Raw genomic sequence first — 14,153 nt, forward strand, 5'->3', positions numbered from 1 at the left:
AGAAGGTGATCTGATCCATGGCAGCACTGAACCCTATGCAGTTGACGATGTTCGTATTATCGCTGAAGGCAGAGACTTTTTCAGAGCCTCCTTAGTCACTCGATACATAGCTCAATCTTGAATATTAATATCTACATTGGTGTACGGTTGTTTGCCTGGCAGCGGTATTTCAGCCACGCTGCTAAAGGGGGCCGCCCTTTAGCGCGCTCACCGAGCAAGGAGCCGCTTTAATGCACATTGTCATCCCCGATGATTACCAGGATTGTGTTCGTGACTTAGACGCCTTCGCCAAGCTGGCGGGGCACCACGTCACGATTTACACCGACACCGACACCGACACCGACACCGTGAGCGATGAAGACGAGTTGGTTGAGCGCTTTCAAGATGCCGATGCGCTGGTGCTGATTCGGGAGCGTACGCCGATCACCGCGGCGCTGCTGGCGCGGCTGCCCAAGCTCAAGCTGATCAGCCAAACCGGCGGCCGAGCTCACCTAGGGGCTGGTGCTCTCTGCCATGCGACGCATTCCTGAAGAGGTGGAAAACCTCAAGGCAGGCCGCTGGCAGCGCACCCTGGGCACCGGCCTGAAAGGGCGCACGCTGGGCGTATTTGGCTATGGAAAAATAGGCCAGTTAGTGGCCCGCTACGGCCAAGCGTTTGAAATGAACGTACTGGTATGGGGCCGCGAAGGCACCCGTCAGCGGGCCGCAGCGGCAGGGCTAGAGGTCGCGGTTTCGCAAGAGGAGTTTTTCGAGCGCAGTGACGTGCTGAGCCTGCACCTGCGCTTAAACCCGGAAACCCGCGGCATCGTCACAGCGGCGAATTTGGCCAGCATGAAGCCCACGGCCGTGCTGGTAAATACCAGCCGCGCGCCGTTAGTGGAGGCGGGCGCGTTAGAGGCTGCGCTAAAAGCCGGGCGGCCCGGCATGGCCGCTGTGGACGTATTCGATGAAGAGCCAGTGATCGAACATACACTGCTGGCGCTGCCCAACTTCCTGGCCACGCCGCACCTGGGCTACGTGGAGAAAGACAGCTACGAGCTCTACTTTGGCGATGCGTTCGATAACGTGCTGGCGTTTGATGCCGGCACGCCAGGGCGTAACTTGGCCGAGGAGAGCTAAGTCATGACGTCAAACAGTGATGCTTCAGCAGAGCGCTCTTTGCAGAGCAAGCGGGATGCGCTCAACCCCGATGGGTTAGCCACCCGCCGCGAAGTGTTAGGGGATGAGTACGTCGACGCCGCGTTGGCTCAAGCCGACGAGTTTGGCTGGCCGATGCAGGAGCTAGTGACGCAGCAGTGTTGGAACGATATCTGGAACCGTCCTGGCCTAGAGCGGCACACTCGCAGCCTGATTAACATTGCCATGCTGGTGGCCTTGAACAGGCCCCACGAACTCAAAGTACACGTACGTGGGGCGCTGAATAACGGCTGTAGCGAAGAGCAAATCCGCGAGGTGCTGCTGCAGTGCGTGCCCTATTGCGGCTTCCCTGCCGCAATAGATGGGCTACGCACGGCCCGCGAGGTGTTTAACGCGGCGCCTCAGCCCGACCAGCCCAGCAGTATGGGCACGTAAACCACCAGCAGCAGCACGCCAATCAGCCCTAGTAGGTAAGGGATAATGGCGCGGGTAATCCGCTCTAGCGGCAGTTGGGTAACGGACGACGCCACGTACAAGTTGATGGCGACGGGTGGGGTAATCATGCCAACCGATAGCCCCACCACAATGATCAGCCCGAAGTGGATCGGGTCGATGCCCAGCTGCAGCACTAGCGGCAGCAGCACCGGGGTCAGAATGATCAAGGCGCTGGCCGTTTCGATAAACACCCCGGTCAGCAGGATCACCGCCACCACCAGCAGCATAATCACGTAGGGGTTGGTGGAGAGCGACAGTACCGCCTGGGCAATCGCGCCGGGCACCTGCCAGCTTGAGAGCGTCCAGCTCAGCACCGCCGACATAGCAATCACCAGCATGATCACCGCCGTGGTCATCGCTGAGCGAATCAACAGCTTATACACTTGAGGTAGGGTTAAATCCCGATACACAAACAGCGACACCAGCAGCGCGTAGTTCACCGCTACCACGGCCGCTTCCGACGGCGTGAAAATCCCCGAGAAGATCCCCCCCAGAATAATCACCGGCGTCATCAGCCCCCAGCTGGCCGCTTTTAACGTGCGCCAAATAGTGTCCAGTGAGAGCGGCGTACCTTTCGGGTACTTGCGTTTATACGCCTGGGTAATTGCAATGGCCATGAGTGCTATACCCATCGCCAGCCCCGGCAAAAAGCCGTTCAAGAACAGCGACGACACCGACTGCTGGGCAATGACCGCGTAGATAATCATCGGCACCGACGGGGGAATCACTACGCCAATGGTACCGCTAGCGGCAATTAAGCTAGCCGCTGAGGCGGGGTCGTAGCCTTTGCGCTTAAGCTCCGGCACTAGGCTTGAACCCACCGCCGCCGTGGTGGCCGCGCCGGAGCCGGAAATAGCCGCAAAGAACATGCCCGCCATGACCGACACCACCGACAGCCCGCCGCGCATAAAGCCCACCAGGGAATCGGCAAAGCTCACCAGCCGTTCGCTGACTTTGCCCTGGGCCATTAAATCCCCGGCTAGGATAAACATCGGAATAGCCACCAGAGCAAAGGAGTTAATGCCCTGGAACATCTGCTGGGTGACTACCATCAACGGCACGCCGGATTGATACAGCGCGTACAGCGAGCTGGCTCCAATCGCGAAGGCAATCGGCACGCCCAGCAGCATAAACAGGAAGAACAGCCCAAAGAGTACCAGCGTCATAGCGGCTCCTCCTGGTCGGCTGCCGTGGGTTCACCGTTCACCAGTACCTCAACCATATCCACCAGGGCGTACCATGCCATGATGCCCGCTGCGAGCGGCATCACCGCATACACATAGGTCATCGAGAGCCGCAGCGAGGCGGATTTCTGGAAGCTCTGCACCTGCATATAGCGGTAGCCAATCACGATCAGTGTGATCATAAACGCCACTACAATTGCCAGCGCCGCGAGCCTGGCTAGCTTACGCAGCGGCAGTGGCATGGCATCTACTGCAAAGGTGACGGCAATATGCCGCCCGCGCTGAAACGCCAGCGTACCCGCTAAAAAGGTGATCCACACCAGCAGAAACCGCGCGACCTCTTCGGTCCAGCCCACGGCGCTGAACAGCACCCGCGAGACAATCTGTAGCGTGATTACGCCAATTAAAGCCGCCATGCCCGCAAATACCACGGGCTGGATGATGGCATCCAGCCCGCGTTCAATGCGTTGCAGCAGCGTCAAAAGAGGCTGTGCAAACGACATCACTGTTGCAGCGCCTCCTGGATACGCGGCAGGTAATCACCAAACTGCTCGCCGTACTTCTCATACACCGGCGCAACGGCGGCTTGGAAGGCTTCCATATCCGGGGTGTCGTTAATTTCCATGCCTGCTTCGCGCAGTGCTGCCAGCTGTTCGGCTTCCATATCCGCGTTCACTTGGCGCTCATGCTCGGCGGCTTCCTGGGCGGCTTCTTCCAATACCGCTTGGGCGGCTTCGGGGAGCTGGTTCCAGGCGGGCATGCCCATCACAAAAATCGCCGGGGCGTAGGTGTGGCGAGAGAGCGTCATGTAGGTCTGGGTTTCATCCAGTTTGAACGAGTGGATCACGTTCACCGGGTTTTCCTGGCCGTCGATGGTGCCCTGCTGCATGGCGGTGAGCGCTTCGGTCCACGCCATCGGAATCGCGTTGGCACCCAGCTCGCGGAAGGTATCGGTGTACACTGGGTTTTCCATCACGCGAATGCGCAGGCCATCCAGGTCTTCTGGGGAATTTACCGCCCGCTCGCTGTTGGTCAGGTTACGGAAACCACGCTCGGCGTAAGCCAAGCCTTTCAGGTTCACGTCCGCCAGCTTATCTAACAGCTCCTGGCCGATGGGGCCATCTAGCACGCTATAAGCGGCTTCCGGAGAGGGGAACAGGAACGGCAGTTCAAACACCGCCATCTCTTCCACAAAGTTGGCCACCGGCCCGTTGGTAATCACGCCCATATCCACGGTGCCAATCTGCATGCCTTCCAGCAGCGTGCGCTCATCGCCCAGCGAGGCGTTGGGGAAGATCTCGATATTCACCTTGCCATCAGTGCGCTCTTCCACCAGCTCTTCAAACTTGGTGGCAGCGATATGGAAGCCATCCTGCTCGTTCACCACGTGGGCCAAACGCAGCGTGACCGGGTCCATATCCGCAAAATCGTTGGCGTTCGCGGCGCTAACCAGCGCCAGTGAGATGCCCAGTGCCAGCGTACTACGTGCAAATGTTTTCATTTATTATGTTCCCAATATGACCAAGGGGGGGTAAGAGGTGCAAAAGTGCCCCCAGAGCATGCACCACCGCAGGGAAAACGGTCAATCACAAGGCAGCCTAAAACCGCCCCGCCGCTAGACACAGCCCGCCCACCCGGGTACGATACGCACCCAAAGCGCCCGTAGCTCAGTTGGATAGAGTGTCGGCCTCCGAAGCCGAAGGTCGCAGGTTCAATTCCTGCCGGGCGCGCCAAACATATCAAGGGCTTACGTTAAAGCGTGAGCCCTTTTGTTTTGGTCTGCCAGTGGCTATAACCACGCTAGTAACCACAAGCGGCAATCCCAAAGCGTTTTGAATCGGCCTTGTTTGGTGTTGTGTTTTGTTGCCTTGGCCGTTGCGCGCTCTTTTTTTAAGCTGGGGGAAGTGCGGGAAAGCTAGCACTACGAAACTTTCGTAATACCCGGCATTGGGGGGATTAGATGGAATAACCTCCACACATTAGGACAGAATGTCTTTAAGCGACTCTGTTAGCGCCTAGGGAATCGGCTAGGTTCCAAGCCCATTAGCGTTACCCAATAAACGGGCATCGCCGGGAACGCCAATTTGGCCGTCTGGGGGTGGTCAGCTTGACCACGGCTTGAAGTGACTCAGGCTCACAATTAAAAGATGGGATTCCTCCTCTTTTCCGGTTTCAAATGAAAAAGCCCCAGCGATAGCCAGGGCTTGAAGCGCCTACCACCGTCACTACTACTCGGAACGTTGACGCGCAGGCTGTCGGGGTTTTCTATGTCTGGGGCACTCTCCGACTAATCCCCATCACTACTAAGCGCAAAGCCCTCTAATACGTCTCATCCCTGCCCTTTGCGGCTCCTTCCTCAGACAGCCATACCGCACAGCATCGGCGGCGTGATCCGGCCCCGTAGTTTCCATATCCTCTATACGCTTCTGGTCACGCGCTAAGTAAGGCACGGTATCCCAGAAATACTCACAGTGCCGGGCGATATACAGGCCGGGGCGGTCAGGTTTGCCAGCATCCCCCAAAAGGCGGCGCATGATGTTCCACCCGGTGATACGGTCGGCCTTCTTAGCAGGGTGGAAGGTAACGCCTGCATTATGAAATTCATCGGCAATACTTCCGGCCCCTGATCCTGTCTTGGCAAATATCGCATCATCGGCCACGCCTTCAGGCTTCACTCCCCATTGCTGGCACCACTTGACGATCTCCTCACCAAGCACGGGCACTGTCCAGCCTAGTCCCCGGTCTGGGTTCTCACGTCTGGCGGTGTGCATTTCATCCACCAGCACAATAGAGCCACGCGGGTAGAAGCGATCATCAGGCCCAAAGCCACCCGGTGATACAGCACAGATATACGTCACGCTGGGGGCGCTGCTCCCAAAGTCGTGGGTAAGGTATACCGTCCAATCGTCGGGGATTTCCTGCCAGGTGGATACGGCGTTGCGGCTCTCCTCCAACACAGACGCGAAGTAGGCGCCACGGTTAACGGCCCAGTCGCCCTCTACCCATGCCCGCAATAGTTCAGGATCATCAGGACACGCGCTTTCTAGCTGATCTCTGTACTGCTCCCGGTCGATTAAATGATTGCCTTGGAAGGTGGAGGGGCAATACAGCCATTGCCGCTTGCTCTTTTCCTCGTAAAACGGTTTCCAGGGCTCAGCCTGAAACACATAGCGGCGGGCGATCCAATGATGACCAGGGCCGCCAGGGTTGGCCGCTACCACTACGCGAATAGGCATATCTTTAGGGCCGCGCAAGTTGGAGCGCATCAGGTCGAGAAGGTCGGGGGTAGGGTACTGCCCCGCTTCATCAATAATCAGCAGCGTAAAGCTACGGCCTTGGTACTTGGCATAATCGCCTTGGGTTTCTAGCTGGCCAAGCTCTAAATATCCCCCGTTGGGGAATTTCCAAACATGCTCGCCTTGGTTATACCGGGCACTGGTGCCATACACCATGCCAAACAGCGTGCGAGTTATCAGCTCGAAGTCAGCCAGCCCTTTGTAGGTTTTGCGCAGGTAGAGAATGCGGGCCTGCTCCCCATACATTTCAACGTGACGTAAGCACAGCAGGGCCAAGCCGTAAGACTTACCACCACCCCGGCCACCGCCTAGAAACAGGTCGAGTTCTTCAGGGGCAGCAAGGGTTCGCTGTTGAAAGTCGTTAAGCTCAATCGCTTCCACGTACCACCTCCCCATCTATGGTTCGGCTGAAGTCTTCCAGTGATTGCGGCCCTGGTAGCTGGAAGGTCACGCTCACACGGTTGGCCAATTCGCCTTGGTCGCCTTCACGGTAGCCATGGCGGCACTTCAGCAGGAAGATGGCCGCTGTTACGTTGCCGCTCTCTGCCTGATCCATCAGGGCGCTTCTTAGCTTGGTATGCTCAATTTCTCGGCCTTCATCGAGCGCGTTTTGTAGCTCGGGGTGATTTTCCCGCCATGCTTGGAATAAAGCGGTGCTGATACCTAGCCCACGGGCCATGGCTTTGAGTGACAAGCCCCGCTGACTCATATCAAGAATTTTCTTTTCGGTGCCCTTGGGGGGCTTCTTTTGGGTTCCGGCGCACTTCGCCATATCTTGCCTCCTAAATGGCCCCCGTAGGGGCCAAGGTCGGTTATTGAGCGCGGGCGATAAGGAAGGCCAGGGGTACGGCCTTACGCTCTACCACGCGGCTCCAATTGGCGGGAAGGGCTAGCTCGGAAAGGCTGGGGGATTCGTCGGCAACGGTATCTTCCACCCACGTAAAGCCAGCAGGGTGCATACCCATGTTCATGCGGCTGTGCAGGATTTGTTGACCGCCACCACGACCAGCAGACGGTAGGTTTTCAACTTCCGTGCCATCAGCAATGCTCGGCTCAGCAGCGCCATAGCCCACGGCACCAGCACCAAACAGCGCACAGGTATAAGCGCCTTCGTTCACTGGCAAGCCATCGTCTACCACGGTCGCCAAGCCTCGGAAGGTGGCAATGGTTCCGCCTTGGGAGTCGGGGATAAACTCGATTAGGTCATTCTTGAGGGCGCGCCGGTAAATATCGCTATGCATGGCGATAGAGACTAGGTTGCTCATCGAGTCGCCAAGGGTGCCAGTGGCATCAATCACCGCTTCAGCACCAAACACACCAGCGGCCCCGGTCTCGGCGCTAATATCCAGCACCATATCACCGTCAAAGTTGGCGATGTTGTCGGCCATGATGCCGCGCAAAGACGCCACCAGGCGCTTTTGAAGCTGTCGATCCCAGTAGGCCACCACACGGCTCTGAATCTTCGCTAGGGCGTCATCCCCGGCGATTTCAGACGCTAGGTTCATGGCAGACCAGCTTTGGTGCAGATAGCTTTTACGCACAATCTGCTTCCCGCTGCCAATCTTCTTAGGGGTGGAGTGAATATCCGGGTCATCGTTAACAATATTGGCTTCGTCGTCTTCCAGGTCACGCCAGAAAGGCACGGTGAAGCTATGGGACCCCGCTTTAAGTTGCTCGGCAATCACATTGTTTCGGACTGCAACACCAGCACGCACCAGGGCGGTTTTTTGCATGGTTTCTTGCAGCGTGTAGCCAGTGAAAGTGGCGGGTTCAATAATATCGGTTAGGCGTACAGTAGCCATGGAATCACCATAAAATATGGGTTAAGTGATTCTCACAGACCATTAGTCTTGGAGGGTGCCCCATCAGGGCTAAGTTACTAACGCTAAGCGGTTAGTGGGCTTTGCCCCATTAGGGCGAGAAGGGCAGCCCCATTAGGGCCACCCGTTTACTATATCACCGCATGCCGAAGGTTGGCACGTTATCCGATGCTTCTTTAGGCTTTTCAGCAGCAGGAGCGGCGCGGGAATAATTGCGACCATCATTACCGGGCGCGCCACTCCCTATAGGCTTGGGAAGGAAAAATTGCAGCTCCTCGAGGCCGTATTCATCAATAACGTCTCGAATATCGTTAAACGTCAATTCTCTCGGCTCCTCTTTATTGCCGTACTTCCCTTGCTTCACCGTTTTATAAATTGGATTGCCATCTTTATCGTGAATCCAGAAACGGCCCTCGTATTCATCTTGAATAATGCTGAAGTGCTTTTCAAAGGATTCTCTAAAGATAGATCCAGCGCCGCTAACCTCCTTAAATACAGCATTAACCGGGCTGTCGAAGGTAAAGGAGCGAAGCTCTGATTTTAGGCTCTGGTTTTCGGCCTCTAGGGCTTCCAGGCGTTCAGAGTATTCACCGCTGCCTTGTTGGGCTTTTTTCACTTTACCCAATAGCTCGGCATTTTTGGCTTTCACCTTTTCCAGTTCAGCAGTAAGGCTTTCGTTATCGGCTTGCAGTTGCTCAATAGTGACTTCAGACATACTCGGCACCTCTCTTTAGGCGTGTAATGATTAGGTTGGCGGCATGGCGGCCAGCGTTGTCGCGTTTGTGATAGGTAGGTTCATCATCGGCAGCAGACCGCCATGTCTCGACGTAGCGTTCAGCCAGGCGTTGCTGCATTCGTGGGTGAAGGCGTAGCAGGCCCGTAGCTACATGGCGGCGATCTTCCGGCACCAGGGGGCAGCGTTCAGCGATCCACTCCAGCCAATCGGTAGACGTTACCGGGCGGCTATCTTCGCTTTTTTCTGGAAAAGGCCCATCTACCTCCCCCCCTAAAGCCCCTAAAGGGCTTCTAGGTGGTTTACGGGGGGTGTCACCATCCCCTTTTTCTATTTTTTCAAGCCAGCGTCCCATTACTCGCCCTCCTGATTCGGCACGTACTCCGAATGCCAATAGAAGTCGATGCGTGGCCTTCCGGTTGTCGGCACCTCCATTTCAGTCAGGTAGCCATGTTCAACAAGCACATCTAATGCCCCTTGCACGGCCTCGGTCGTGTCCAATCCTTGCCAACCGCGTTGCTGTACCTGCTTAACCTTGAAAGGGTTAGGTAGCTTCTGGCGACGTTTCAAAATCAACTTGGCACCCTGGATGCCGCTGTTGGTGGCTGCGCTATACAAGCGCTCTGCATGAGCGCGCAGGAAGTCGGCCCACTCAAGGGCGCGGGCGGTAGAGGTCTTGCCCACGCTGCCTTGCTCGCCATCTATCACCGCGAAAAGCAGCGCCAGGCTACCTACCGTTTTAGGCATCTTCAGTAGGTGCTCAGACATTAGTGGGGAAAGATTGCCGGAACGGCACTCGACGTTGATCTCTGTCATCCACTCGATGAATAGCTCTTGAGCATCGGCGGTGAAGCGCCAAGCGGGTGGGTCTCCATCTTCATCAGTACCCAATTCCAGCGAGTGCAGGCGGTAAAAGACCTGGGAAAAGCGCTCCTTTGCTTTAGGGTCAGGTTTGCGGTCGATCCATTTCCAAGAAGACTTGCCGTCTGGCCAAACAGCCAGTTGGAAACGCTGTATCAAGCCATCGTTAACCGTCCCCTTAGCACCTCGCACGATAGGCGCTAGCTTGCTTGGCTGAATGCCGCCAATGATGTTTAAGGCACACCGTTCAATAGCCACCGTTCCCCGGCCAATGCGGTCATAAGTAAATCGTGAATCACCATTGAAACACTCTAGGTAGAAGGCGCGTTCAGCGGCGTTCTCTTCTTGCTGAAGTTTTGCCAGCAGGCCCGCCAGTTCATCCCGTAAGATGGTTAAGTGGTGATCAAACTGGTTCATCAGTTCGCCCGCTTTTTCCACCGTTGCATCGTTCAAAATGTAGCGCTCAGCAGGCTCAGGGGGCTCAGGCTCCTTGAGGCTGCCCAAGGTCTCCTTGGCTGCACCCATTTCTCCTTTAGCGGCTTGATCCTTAGCCTTTTTCTTAACCGCTGCTTTAGCGATCTCGAATAGCTCAATCTCTTCCTTGTAAGCCTTAACGCCCTTTTCGTGCTCTCTCCTTGCTTCCGCTTCAATGGCGTCAATAGCAAAGCGCATTGCCTTGATTGCCGGGGTTTTCATTGCTGAAGGGTCGCCCACCAGCACCGCCCACAGCACAATGACAATTTCCCAGTCATCATGCTGCTTCGGGCGCATACGCACTTTATGGCCTACCAAGCCAGCTAACAGGGCTAGCGCCGATACTGCACAGTATTCCGGCGGGCACTGGATACGTTGGGCAACGTCGAGCACATAGTCGCGCAGCTCTTCCGGCAACATTTCCGGTTGAAAGCTCGGCACTTCGGGGAGGCTTTGCGGTAACGCCCTCGGGGGCGTCACCTTATCGACTTGCTGGTCTAGCCAGTTTTCAGCCGCGTTAAACATGAGCGCCCACCTCCTTTGCGGCAGCCCTCAGACGGCCAGCGGCCACCGCCAAGCGGTTGCGGTCGTCATCAGATAGCAGCGTCCCGCTATGCACCGCCTCAGCCGCTAACAGTGCAATCAGTGCTTCACGCGCTACCGCTGCCAATACGTCACGGGGAACCCAACGCTCCCCAGGGCGCTTGCTAGCGGTGTATGCGTCGTTATCACGCTGAGGGAATAGGTCTTTAAGCTCTAAGCCGATAGCGGCTAGCACGTCCCCCGTTGGGCATCCTGCGAAGCACTTCATCAGGATGGTGCCGTCTGAGGTTTCACGCACCGCCAGACTAGGCGAGCGGTCTTGGTGTGCCGGGCAGCACGCCAGCCAACGCCCTGGCCCGTTTTCTTTCACCTTGTCGAGTCGATCCAAGATGGCGTAAACGTCCGGGCGGGTGCTATTATTGGCTTGAACAGTACTTTTATGCGCTCGGCTTCGGTCGGGCGTTTTTATTGCTCCTCGCATACATAGCCCTCCTCTTGCAGCCAGTCGCGGCGCTCCTCGAAGGTGCTAGACAGCAGCCACAGCGTTTCTATAAGCGCCTCACGTTTCAGCCCATCAATGTCATGGTCGTTAAGCAGCATCGCCACGCCAGCGAGGATTTTTGACGCCTGTTCCATTTGGCGCACGTCCCCAGTAAGGGCAGCTTTCAGCAGGTAGGTTTGATCTTGAGGAGTCATAGGCCAGTCTCCTTGCTAAATGCCTGGGCTTCGCGCTGAATCTCCTCGAACTCAAGGCGATTGACTAAACCGCTAGCAAGCGCCTGCTCGGCTGTTAAGAAGCGATCCGGGTTGGTGAAGTGAAAGCGGATGATCCGGGTGCGTAGGTCGCAGTTAATGGCGATGGGCATCATTGGGCCACCTCCTGAGAATCCAGGTAGGCAACAGCACCAGCCAGCGCGCTCTCTACGGTGTGTGCACCGATACCGTGCGGCGTATCGGCATCAAACCAAGCAGCTACTGGGACGACGGCCTTTTCGTGGTGGGTGATATGGCAAGCGTCACTACGGCCAGTCTGGCGCACAGCATCACGCCAATCGGTGGCTTCAATGACGGTTTCTTGACCAGTGCGGGCGAAGGTGATTTTGAATAGGCTCATTGGCTCACCTCTGCGTTGCCGTGGCTATTCCCTTTGGCTAGCGCTAGGGCAAGGTCTATAACCGGGCGCGTTAGCTTTTCCCCACGATAGGGGGCGAGGATTGCCGTCAGACGGGCGAGTTGATCACGGGTAACTCTCATGCCGTTTCCCCCTTGGCTACTCGCTCGATCCAGGCGTCTAGATCAGCAATGTTGTAACGAACAGCGCGGTTTAGCTTGATATGTTTGGGTGGTTTTGCTCCGGCCAACGCCCCCATAAAGCGGGATTGGCGAAGCGAGGCGGGGCGATAGCCGAGGTATTCGGCGGCTTCGCGTTCGGTGAGTAGCTTCTTTTGAAGTGCTGTAGCCATGCTGGCTTTCCTCGATCGAGGCCAGTTGGACTAACAGGATTAGGCGGGGAGTGATAACCACAGATGGTATCTGAGTTACCTTTTCTTGTTGTACCTGAGGTTCATGTGTCCTAACATTAGGTACAGGAACATCGTTCCATTTAAAGGAACTAGTTCCACGCTCTTTAACTCGACTACGCACTGCTCCGCTTGACGCGCCAACGTCAAGCATTAGGGAGTGGTGCGTTTTCGTGTTGCTGAGCATCCGCTTTTCCCTTGTCAGTCTCACTGGCTTGGGTGTAACGCCAGAACCACGGGTAGGGTCTGCAAACTTTCACCGGGTTCTGGCCTTCTTTTTTAATCACTGCATGTCTGTATAGACGAACAGTGATCACTTCTTAATGCTAACTGCATTCTATAAGAATTCAATCCATATAGTTGTTTCACGGAATGTTTCACACGTTTTTCCTCTCCTCGCTATCTGGTACCTCCCCTTTTTTTGCTGCCCAGTGACGCGCAGTGATTCCCAGTGATGCCAATTGCTACTATAGGGAGTGAGCTGCATTCATGCACGCTCTCTAAAACCAAAAAATTTTTCATAAGATTGACTTTAGCAATTTGACCTTCTTGGTCAGCTTCGGCACCTTTAGGGGGTTTAGGGGGGAGGTAGATGGGCCTTTTCTGAAATTTTTCATCGTTTGGCCTTCCGCATTGGTACCACGTTTGTTTGCTCGGCTGCCTCTGCGCTCACGATCAACTGCCCCCATGCCTGCCAGGCTAAACGCTGCTCCTTGGCGTAGTCGTGGCGCTGATAGGTTTCAATTAAGCGATCCGTCGGCGCATGGTTCAGCATTTGCTCGACAACATGCGGCGCGGTGCCAAAGTGCTTTAGCAGGCCCGTAGCCATCGAGCGGCGCAGGTCGTGAACGCTGAAGCGTGGCATGTCGGCAAGTGGCGCTTTCATGTCCTGCTTTGCCAGCTTGCGCCCCTGTAAGCGCGCAATGGCAGTGGTTAGGCTGGCGTCACCAATCGGTTGGCCGCTGGCACGCTGGCTTTCAAACACGTATTCCAGGTTGCCCGTTACGGCTTGCTGCTCCCGTAGCAGGTCAACGGCGGCGCTTGAAAGGTAAACGGTATGCTCCCGGCGTGACTTGGTGGTTATGGCTGGCAGTGTCCAGGTGGCACCGTCTAGGTCGATATGCTGCCACTTAGCTTGCAGTAGCTCCCCTCGGCGTTGCCCGGTCAGTATTAGCAGCTTGAGCGCAGCGGCGGCGCTAGTGTCCAGGCGAGCGCTTTCTATCGCATCCCATAGGCGCTTGATCTCTGAAAGGCTTAGCACACGGTCACGTGGTGCCGATTTGGTAGCGCCTAACTGGCTTGGCTGGATACCTTGCGCGGGGTTGGTATCAATTTGCCCATGTGCCTCAGCATGCGCCAGCATGGCCCGCAACATGGTTAGGCACTTGCTCGCTTGGTTGCGCGACTGTGTGTCCGCTATTTTTGAGACGGTGCTTTTCACTGTGCGGGCATCCATGTGTTTGACCAACAGGGTACCTACACGGTCTTTTAGGTAGTGGCCCCAACGCCAGCGCGCTTGCTCTACAACAAGCGGCGAAGGCACGCGCTTAGTCCGTACCGTGGGGGTCTTGGCGTAGCTCCGAAGCCAATACTCGAATAGCTCGGCCATTGTCCAGGCTGACTCATTTCGTGCCTTTTCATCGCGCTGTGCGTGCTTTGGGTTAATGCCTTGAGCGTGCAAGGTGACGGCTTCACCGTGGCTTTCCCTCGCCTCTTGCAAGCCCACGCTTGGGTAGCGGCCAAGGCTGTAGGTGTCTTGCTTGCCATTGTAGCGGTAGCGGTAATACCACGCCTTTGATCCAGTGGGCTGCACACGAATAGCCAAGCCGCCACCATGAGGTGACTTCACGCTTTCCCAATAAACGGTGCCTTTGGGCTTGAGTGCTTGAAGCTGGCGGTCGGTGGTTATCATGGCTGACTCCTGTTCAGTACCACTCTGGTAACTGCATTTTGAGTCTATAACCACAGACATGAATAGACAAGCATAGACAATAAAAAATTATAGATGCCTTGTTTTATTGGGTTTTATTTGTCTATGGAAGTATGTGGAAGTTAAAGAGTTTAGTTCTCCGAAGCCGAAGGTCGTAGGT

Annotated in this window: 17 protein-coding genes, 1 tRNA gene and 1 pseudogene; 3 read left to right on the plus strand and 16 right to left on the minus strand. The window is 56.1% G+C overall.

Annotation, left to right across the window (positions count from 1 at the left end):
• Nucleotides 1-230 precede the first annotated feature (230 nt).
• Together ACIGG6_RS14745 and ACIGG6_RS14750 are read left to right on the plus strand one after the other, a co-directional pair.
• Nucleotides 231-1,119 (plus strand): annotated as a pseudogene (locus ACIGG6_RS14745) (D-2-hydroxyacid dehydrogenase family protein).
• Between the two features lie 3 nt (nucleotides 1,120-1,122).
• On the plus strand, nucleotides 1,123-1,572 hold the full coding sequence (locus ACIGG6_RS14750; RefSeq protein ID WP_399845396.1) for a carboxymuconolactone decarboxylase family protein: 450 nt from the start codon (nucleotides 1,123-1,125) through the stop codon (nucleotides 1,570-1,572).
• Here the strand turns inward: ACIGG6_RS14750 and ACIGG6_RS14755 are convergent.
• From ACIGG6_RS14755 to ACIGG6_RS14765, 3 genes are read right to left on the minus strand one after another with little or no spacing between them, the layout of a single operon-like run.
• Nucleotides 1,539-2,798, minus strand: a complete 1,260-nt coding sequence (locus ACIGG6_RS14755; RefSeq protein WP_399845397.1) for a TRAP transporter large permease — start codon at nucleotides 2,796-2,798, stop codon at nucleotides 1,539-1,541. The genes ACIGG6_RS14750 and ACIGG6_RS14755 overlap by 34 nt on opposite strands.
• On the minus strand, nucleotides 2,795-3,319 hold the full coding sequence (locus ACIGG6_RS14760) for a TRAP transporter small permease (protein WP_399845398.1): 525 nt from the start codon (nucleotides 3,317-3,319) through the stop codon (nucleotides 2,795-2,797). The genes ACIGG6_RS14755 and ACIGG6_RS14760 overlap by 4 nt, the downstream gene beginning before the upstream one ends.
• Entirely contained in the window at nucleotides 3,319-4,317 is a 999-nt protein-coding gene (locus ACIGG6_RS14765; protein ID WP_399845399.1) for a TRAP transporter substrate-binding protein, read from the minus strand. The genes ACIGG6_RS14760 and ACIGG6_RS14765 overlap by 1 nt, the downstream gene beginning before the upstream one ends.
• 155 nt (nucleotides 4,318-4,472) lie before the next feature.
• Between ACIGG6_RS14765 and ACIGG6_RS14770 the strand changes: the two genes are divergently transcribed.
• Nucleotides 4,473-4,549: transfer RNA gene (locus ACIGG6_RS14770), tRNA-Arg, on the plus strand.
• Nucleotides 4,550-5,119: 570 nt separating this feature from the next.
• On the opposite strand, the gene ACIGG6_RS14775 is transcribed toward ACIGG6_RS14770, so the two are convergent.
• The 13 genes from ACIGG6_RS14775 to ACIGG6_RS14835 form a co-directional block, all read right to left on the minus strand.
• Nucleotides 5,120-6,493 (minus strand): phage terminase large subunit, encoded by a 1,374-nt coding sequence (locus tag ACIGG6_RS14775; protein WP_399845401.1) that lies wholly within the window; start codon nucleotides 6,491-6,493, stop codon nucleotides 5,120-5,122.
• Nucleotides 6,480-6,884 (minus strand): hypothetical protein, encoded by a 405-nt coding sequence (locus ACIGG6_RS14780; RefSeq protein WP_399845403.1) that lies wholly within the window; start codon nucleotides 6,882-6,884, stop codon nucleotides 6,480-6,482. Before ACIGG6_RS14780 ends, ACIGG6_RS14775 begins: the two co-directional genes overlap by 14 nt.
• Nucleotides 6,885-6,924: 40 nt before the next feature.
• Nucleotides 6,925-7,914, minus strand: a complete 990-nt coding sequence (locus tag ACIGG6_RS14785) for a hypothetical protein (RefSeq protein ID WP_198348821.1) — start codon at nucleotides 7,912-7,914, stop codon at nucleotides 6,925-6,927.
• Nucleotides 7,915-8,068: 154 nt separating this feature from the next.
• Entirely contained in the window at nucleotides 8,069-8,647 is a 579-nt protein-coding gene (locus tag ACIGG6_RS14790) for a hypothetical protein (protein ID WP_399845405.1), read from the minus strand.
• A complete protein-coding gene (locus ACIGG6_RS14795) occupies nucleotides 8,640-9,020 on the minus strand; it encodes a hypothetical protein (RefSeq protein WP_399845408.1) in 381 nt (126 codons plus the stop codon). The genes ACIGG6_RS14790 and ACIGG6_RS14795 overlap by 8 nt, the downstream gene beginning before the upstream one ends.
• Entirely contained in the window at nucleotides 9,020-10,525 is a 1,506-nt protein-coding gene (locus ACIGG6_RS14800) for a YfjI family protein (protein WP_399845411.1), read from the minus strand. Before ACIGG6_RS14800 ends, ACIGG6_RS14795 begins: the two co-directional genes overlap by 1 nt.
• Nucleotides 10,518-11,024 carry a CHC2 zinc finger domain-containing protein gene (locus ACIGG6_RS14805; RefSeq protein ID WP_399845414.1) on the minus strand — a complete coding sequence of 169 codons (507 nt, stop codon included), beginning with the start codon at nucleotides 11,022-11,024 and terminating at the stop codon, nucleotides 10,518-10,520. Before ACIGG6_RS14805 ends, ACIGG6_RS14800 begins: the two co-directional genes overlap by 8 nt.
• Nucleotides 11,009-11,239, minus strand: coding sequence for a hypothetical protein (locus tag ACIGG6_RS14810; RefSeq protein WP_399845416.1), 231 nt, complete (start codon nucleotides 11,237-11,239; stop codon nucleotides 11,009-11,011). Before ACIGG6_RS14810 ends, ACIGG6_RS14805 begins: the two co-directional genes overlap by 16 nt.
• Nucleotides 11,236-11,412 carry a hypothetical protein gene (locus ACIGG6_RS14815; protein ID WP_399845417.1) on the minus strand — a complete coding sequence of 59 codons (177 nt, stop codon included), beginning with the start codon at nucleotides 11,410-11,412 and terminating at the stop codon, nucleotides 11,236-11,238. The genes ACIGG6_RS14810 and ACIGG6_RS14815 overlap by 4 nt, the downstream gene beginning before the upstream one ends.
• On the minus strand, nucleotides 11,409-11,657 hold the full coding sequence (locus ACIGG6_RS14820; RefSeq protein ID WP_399845420.1) for a hypothetical protein: 249 nt from the start codon (nucleotides 11,655-11,657) through the stop codon (nucleotides 11,409-11,411). Before ACIGG6_RS14820 ends, ACIGG6_RS14815 begins: the two co-directional genes overlap by 4 nt.
• Nucleotides 11,654-11,797, minus strand: coding sequence for a hypothetical protein (locus ACIGG6_RS14825; protein ID WP_399845421.1), 144 nt, complete (start codon nucleotides 11,795-11,797; stop codon nucleotides 11,654-11,656). Before ACIGG6_RS14825 ends, ACIGG6_RS14820 begins: the two co-directional genes overlap by 4 nt.
• Nucleotides 11,794-12,006 carry a helix-turn-helix transcriptional regulator gene (locus ACIGG6_RS14830; protein ID WP_399845424.1) on the minus strand — a complete coding sequence of 71 codons (213 nt, stop codon included), beginning with the start codon at nucleotides 12,004-12,006 and terminating at the stop codon, nucleotides 11,794-11,796. The genes ACIGG6_RS14825 and ACIGG6_RS14830 overlap by 4 nt, the downstream gene beginning before the upstream one ends.
• 670 nt (nucleotides 12,007-12,676) lie before the next feature.
• Nucleotides 12,677-13,975 (minus strand): tyrosine-type recombinase/integrase, encoded by a 1,299-nt coding sequence (locus ACIGG6_RS14835; protein WP_399845425.1) that lies wholly within the window; start codon nucleotides 13,973-13,975, stop codon nucleotides 12,677-12,679.
• Between the last annotated feature and the right edge of the window lie 178 nt (nucleotides 13,976-14,153).

It is taken from the genome of Vreelandella lionensis (assembly GCF_044543515.1).
GTDB lineage: Bacteria > Pseudomonadota > Gammaproteobacteria > Pseudomonadales > Halomonadaceae > Vreelandella > Vreelandella lionensis.

What these genes read in the sequence shown, in the direction of transcription:
- ACIGG6_RS14765 (WP_399845399.1), bottom strand. Translation starts at nt 4,317, where the DNA reads ATGAAAACATTTGCACGTAGTACGCTGGCACTGGGCATCTCACTGGCG.
- ACIGG6_RS14830 (WP_399845424.1), bottom strand. Translation starts at nt 12,006, where the DNA reads ATGGCTACAGCACTTCAAAAGAAGCTACTCACCGAACGCGAAGCCGCC.
- ACIGG6_RS14750 (WP_399845396.1), top strand. Translation starts at nt 1,123, where the DNA reads ATGACGTCAAACAGTGATGCTTCAGCAGAGCGCTCTTTGCAGAGCAAG.
- ACIGG6_RS14780 (WP_399845403.1), bottom strand. Translation starts at nt 6,884, where the DNA reads ATGGCGAAGTGCGCCGGAACCCAAAAGAAGCCCCCCAAGGGCACCGAA.
- ACIGG6_RS14755 (WP_399845397.1), bottom strand. Translation starts at nt 2,798, where the DNA reads ATGACGCTGGTACTCTTTGGGCTGTTCTTCCTGTTTATGCTGCTGGGC.
- ACIGG6_RS14795 (WP_399845408.1), bottom strand. Translation starts at nt 9,020, where the DNA reads ATGGGACGCTGGCTTGAAAAAATAGAAAAAGGGGATGGTGACACCCCC.
- ACIGG6_RS14815 (WP_399845417.1), bottom strand. Translation starts at nt 11,412, where the DNA reads ATGATGCCCATCGCCATTAACTGCGACCTACGCACCCGGATCATCCGC.
- ACIGG6_RS14805 (WP_399845414.1), bottom strand. Translation starts at nt 11,024, where the DNA reads ATGCGAGGAGCAATAAAAACGCCCGACCGAAGCCGAGCGCATAAAAGT.
- ACIGG6_RS14800 (WP_399845411.1), bottom strand. Translation starts at nt 10,525, where the DNA reads ATGTTTAACGCGGCTGAAAACTGGCTAGACCAGCAAGTCGATAAGGTG.
- ACIGG6_RS14820 (WP_399845420.1), bottom strand. Translation starts at nt 11,657, where the DNA reads ATGAGCCTATTCAAAATCACCTTCGCCCGCACTGGTCAAGAAACCGTC.
- ACIGG6_RS14760 (WP_399845398.1), bottom strand. Translation starts at nt 3,319, where the DNA reads ATGTCGTTTGCACAGCCTCTTTTGACGCTGCTGCAACGCATTGAACGC.
- ACIGG6_RS14835 (WP_399845425.1), bottom strand. Translation starts at nt 13,975, where the DNA reads ATGATAACCACCGACCGCCAGCTTCAAGCACTCAAGCCCAAAGGCACC.
- ACIGG6_RS14810 (WP_399845416.1), bottom strand. Translation starts at nt 11,239, where the DNA reads ATGACTCCTCAAGATCAAACCTACCTGCTGAAAGCTGCCCTTACTGGG.
- ACIGG6_RS14785 (WP_198348821.1), bottom strand. Translation starts at nt 7,914, where the DNA reads ATGGCTACTGTACGCCTAACCGATATTATTGAACCCGCCACTTTCACT.
- ACIGG6_RS14790 (WP_399845405.1), bottom strand. Translation starts at nt 8,647, where the DNA reads ATGTCTGAAGTCACTATTGAGCAACTGCAAGCCGATAACGAAAGCCTT.
- ACIGG6_RS14825 (WP_399845421.1), bottom strand. Translation starts at nt 11,797, where the DNA reads ATGAGAGTTACCCGTGATCAACTCGCCCGTCTGACGGCAATCCTCGCC.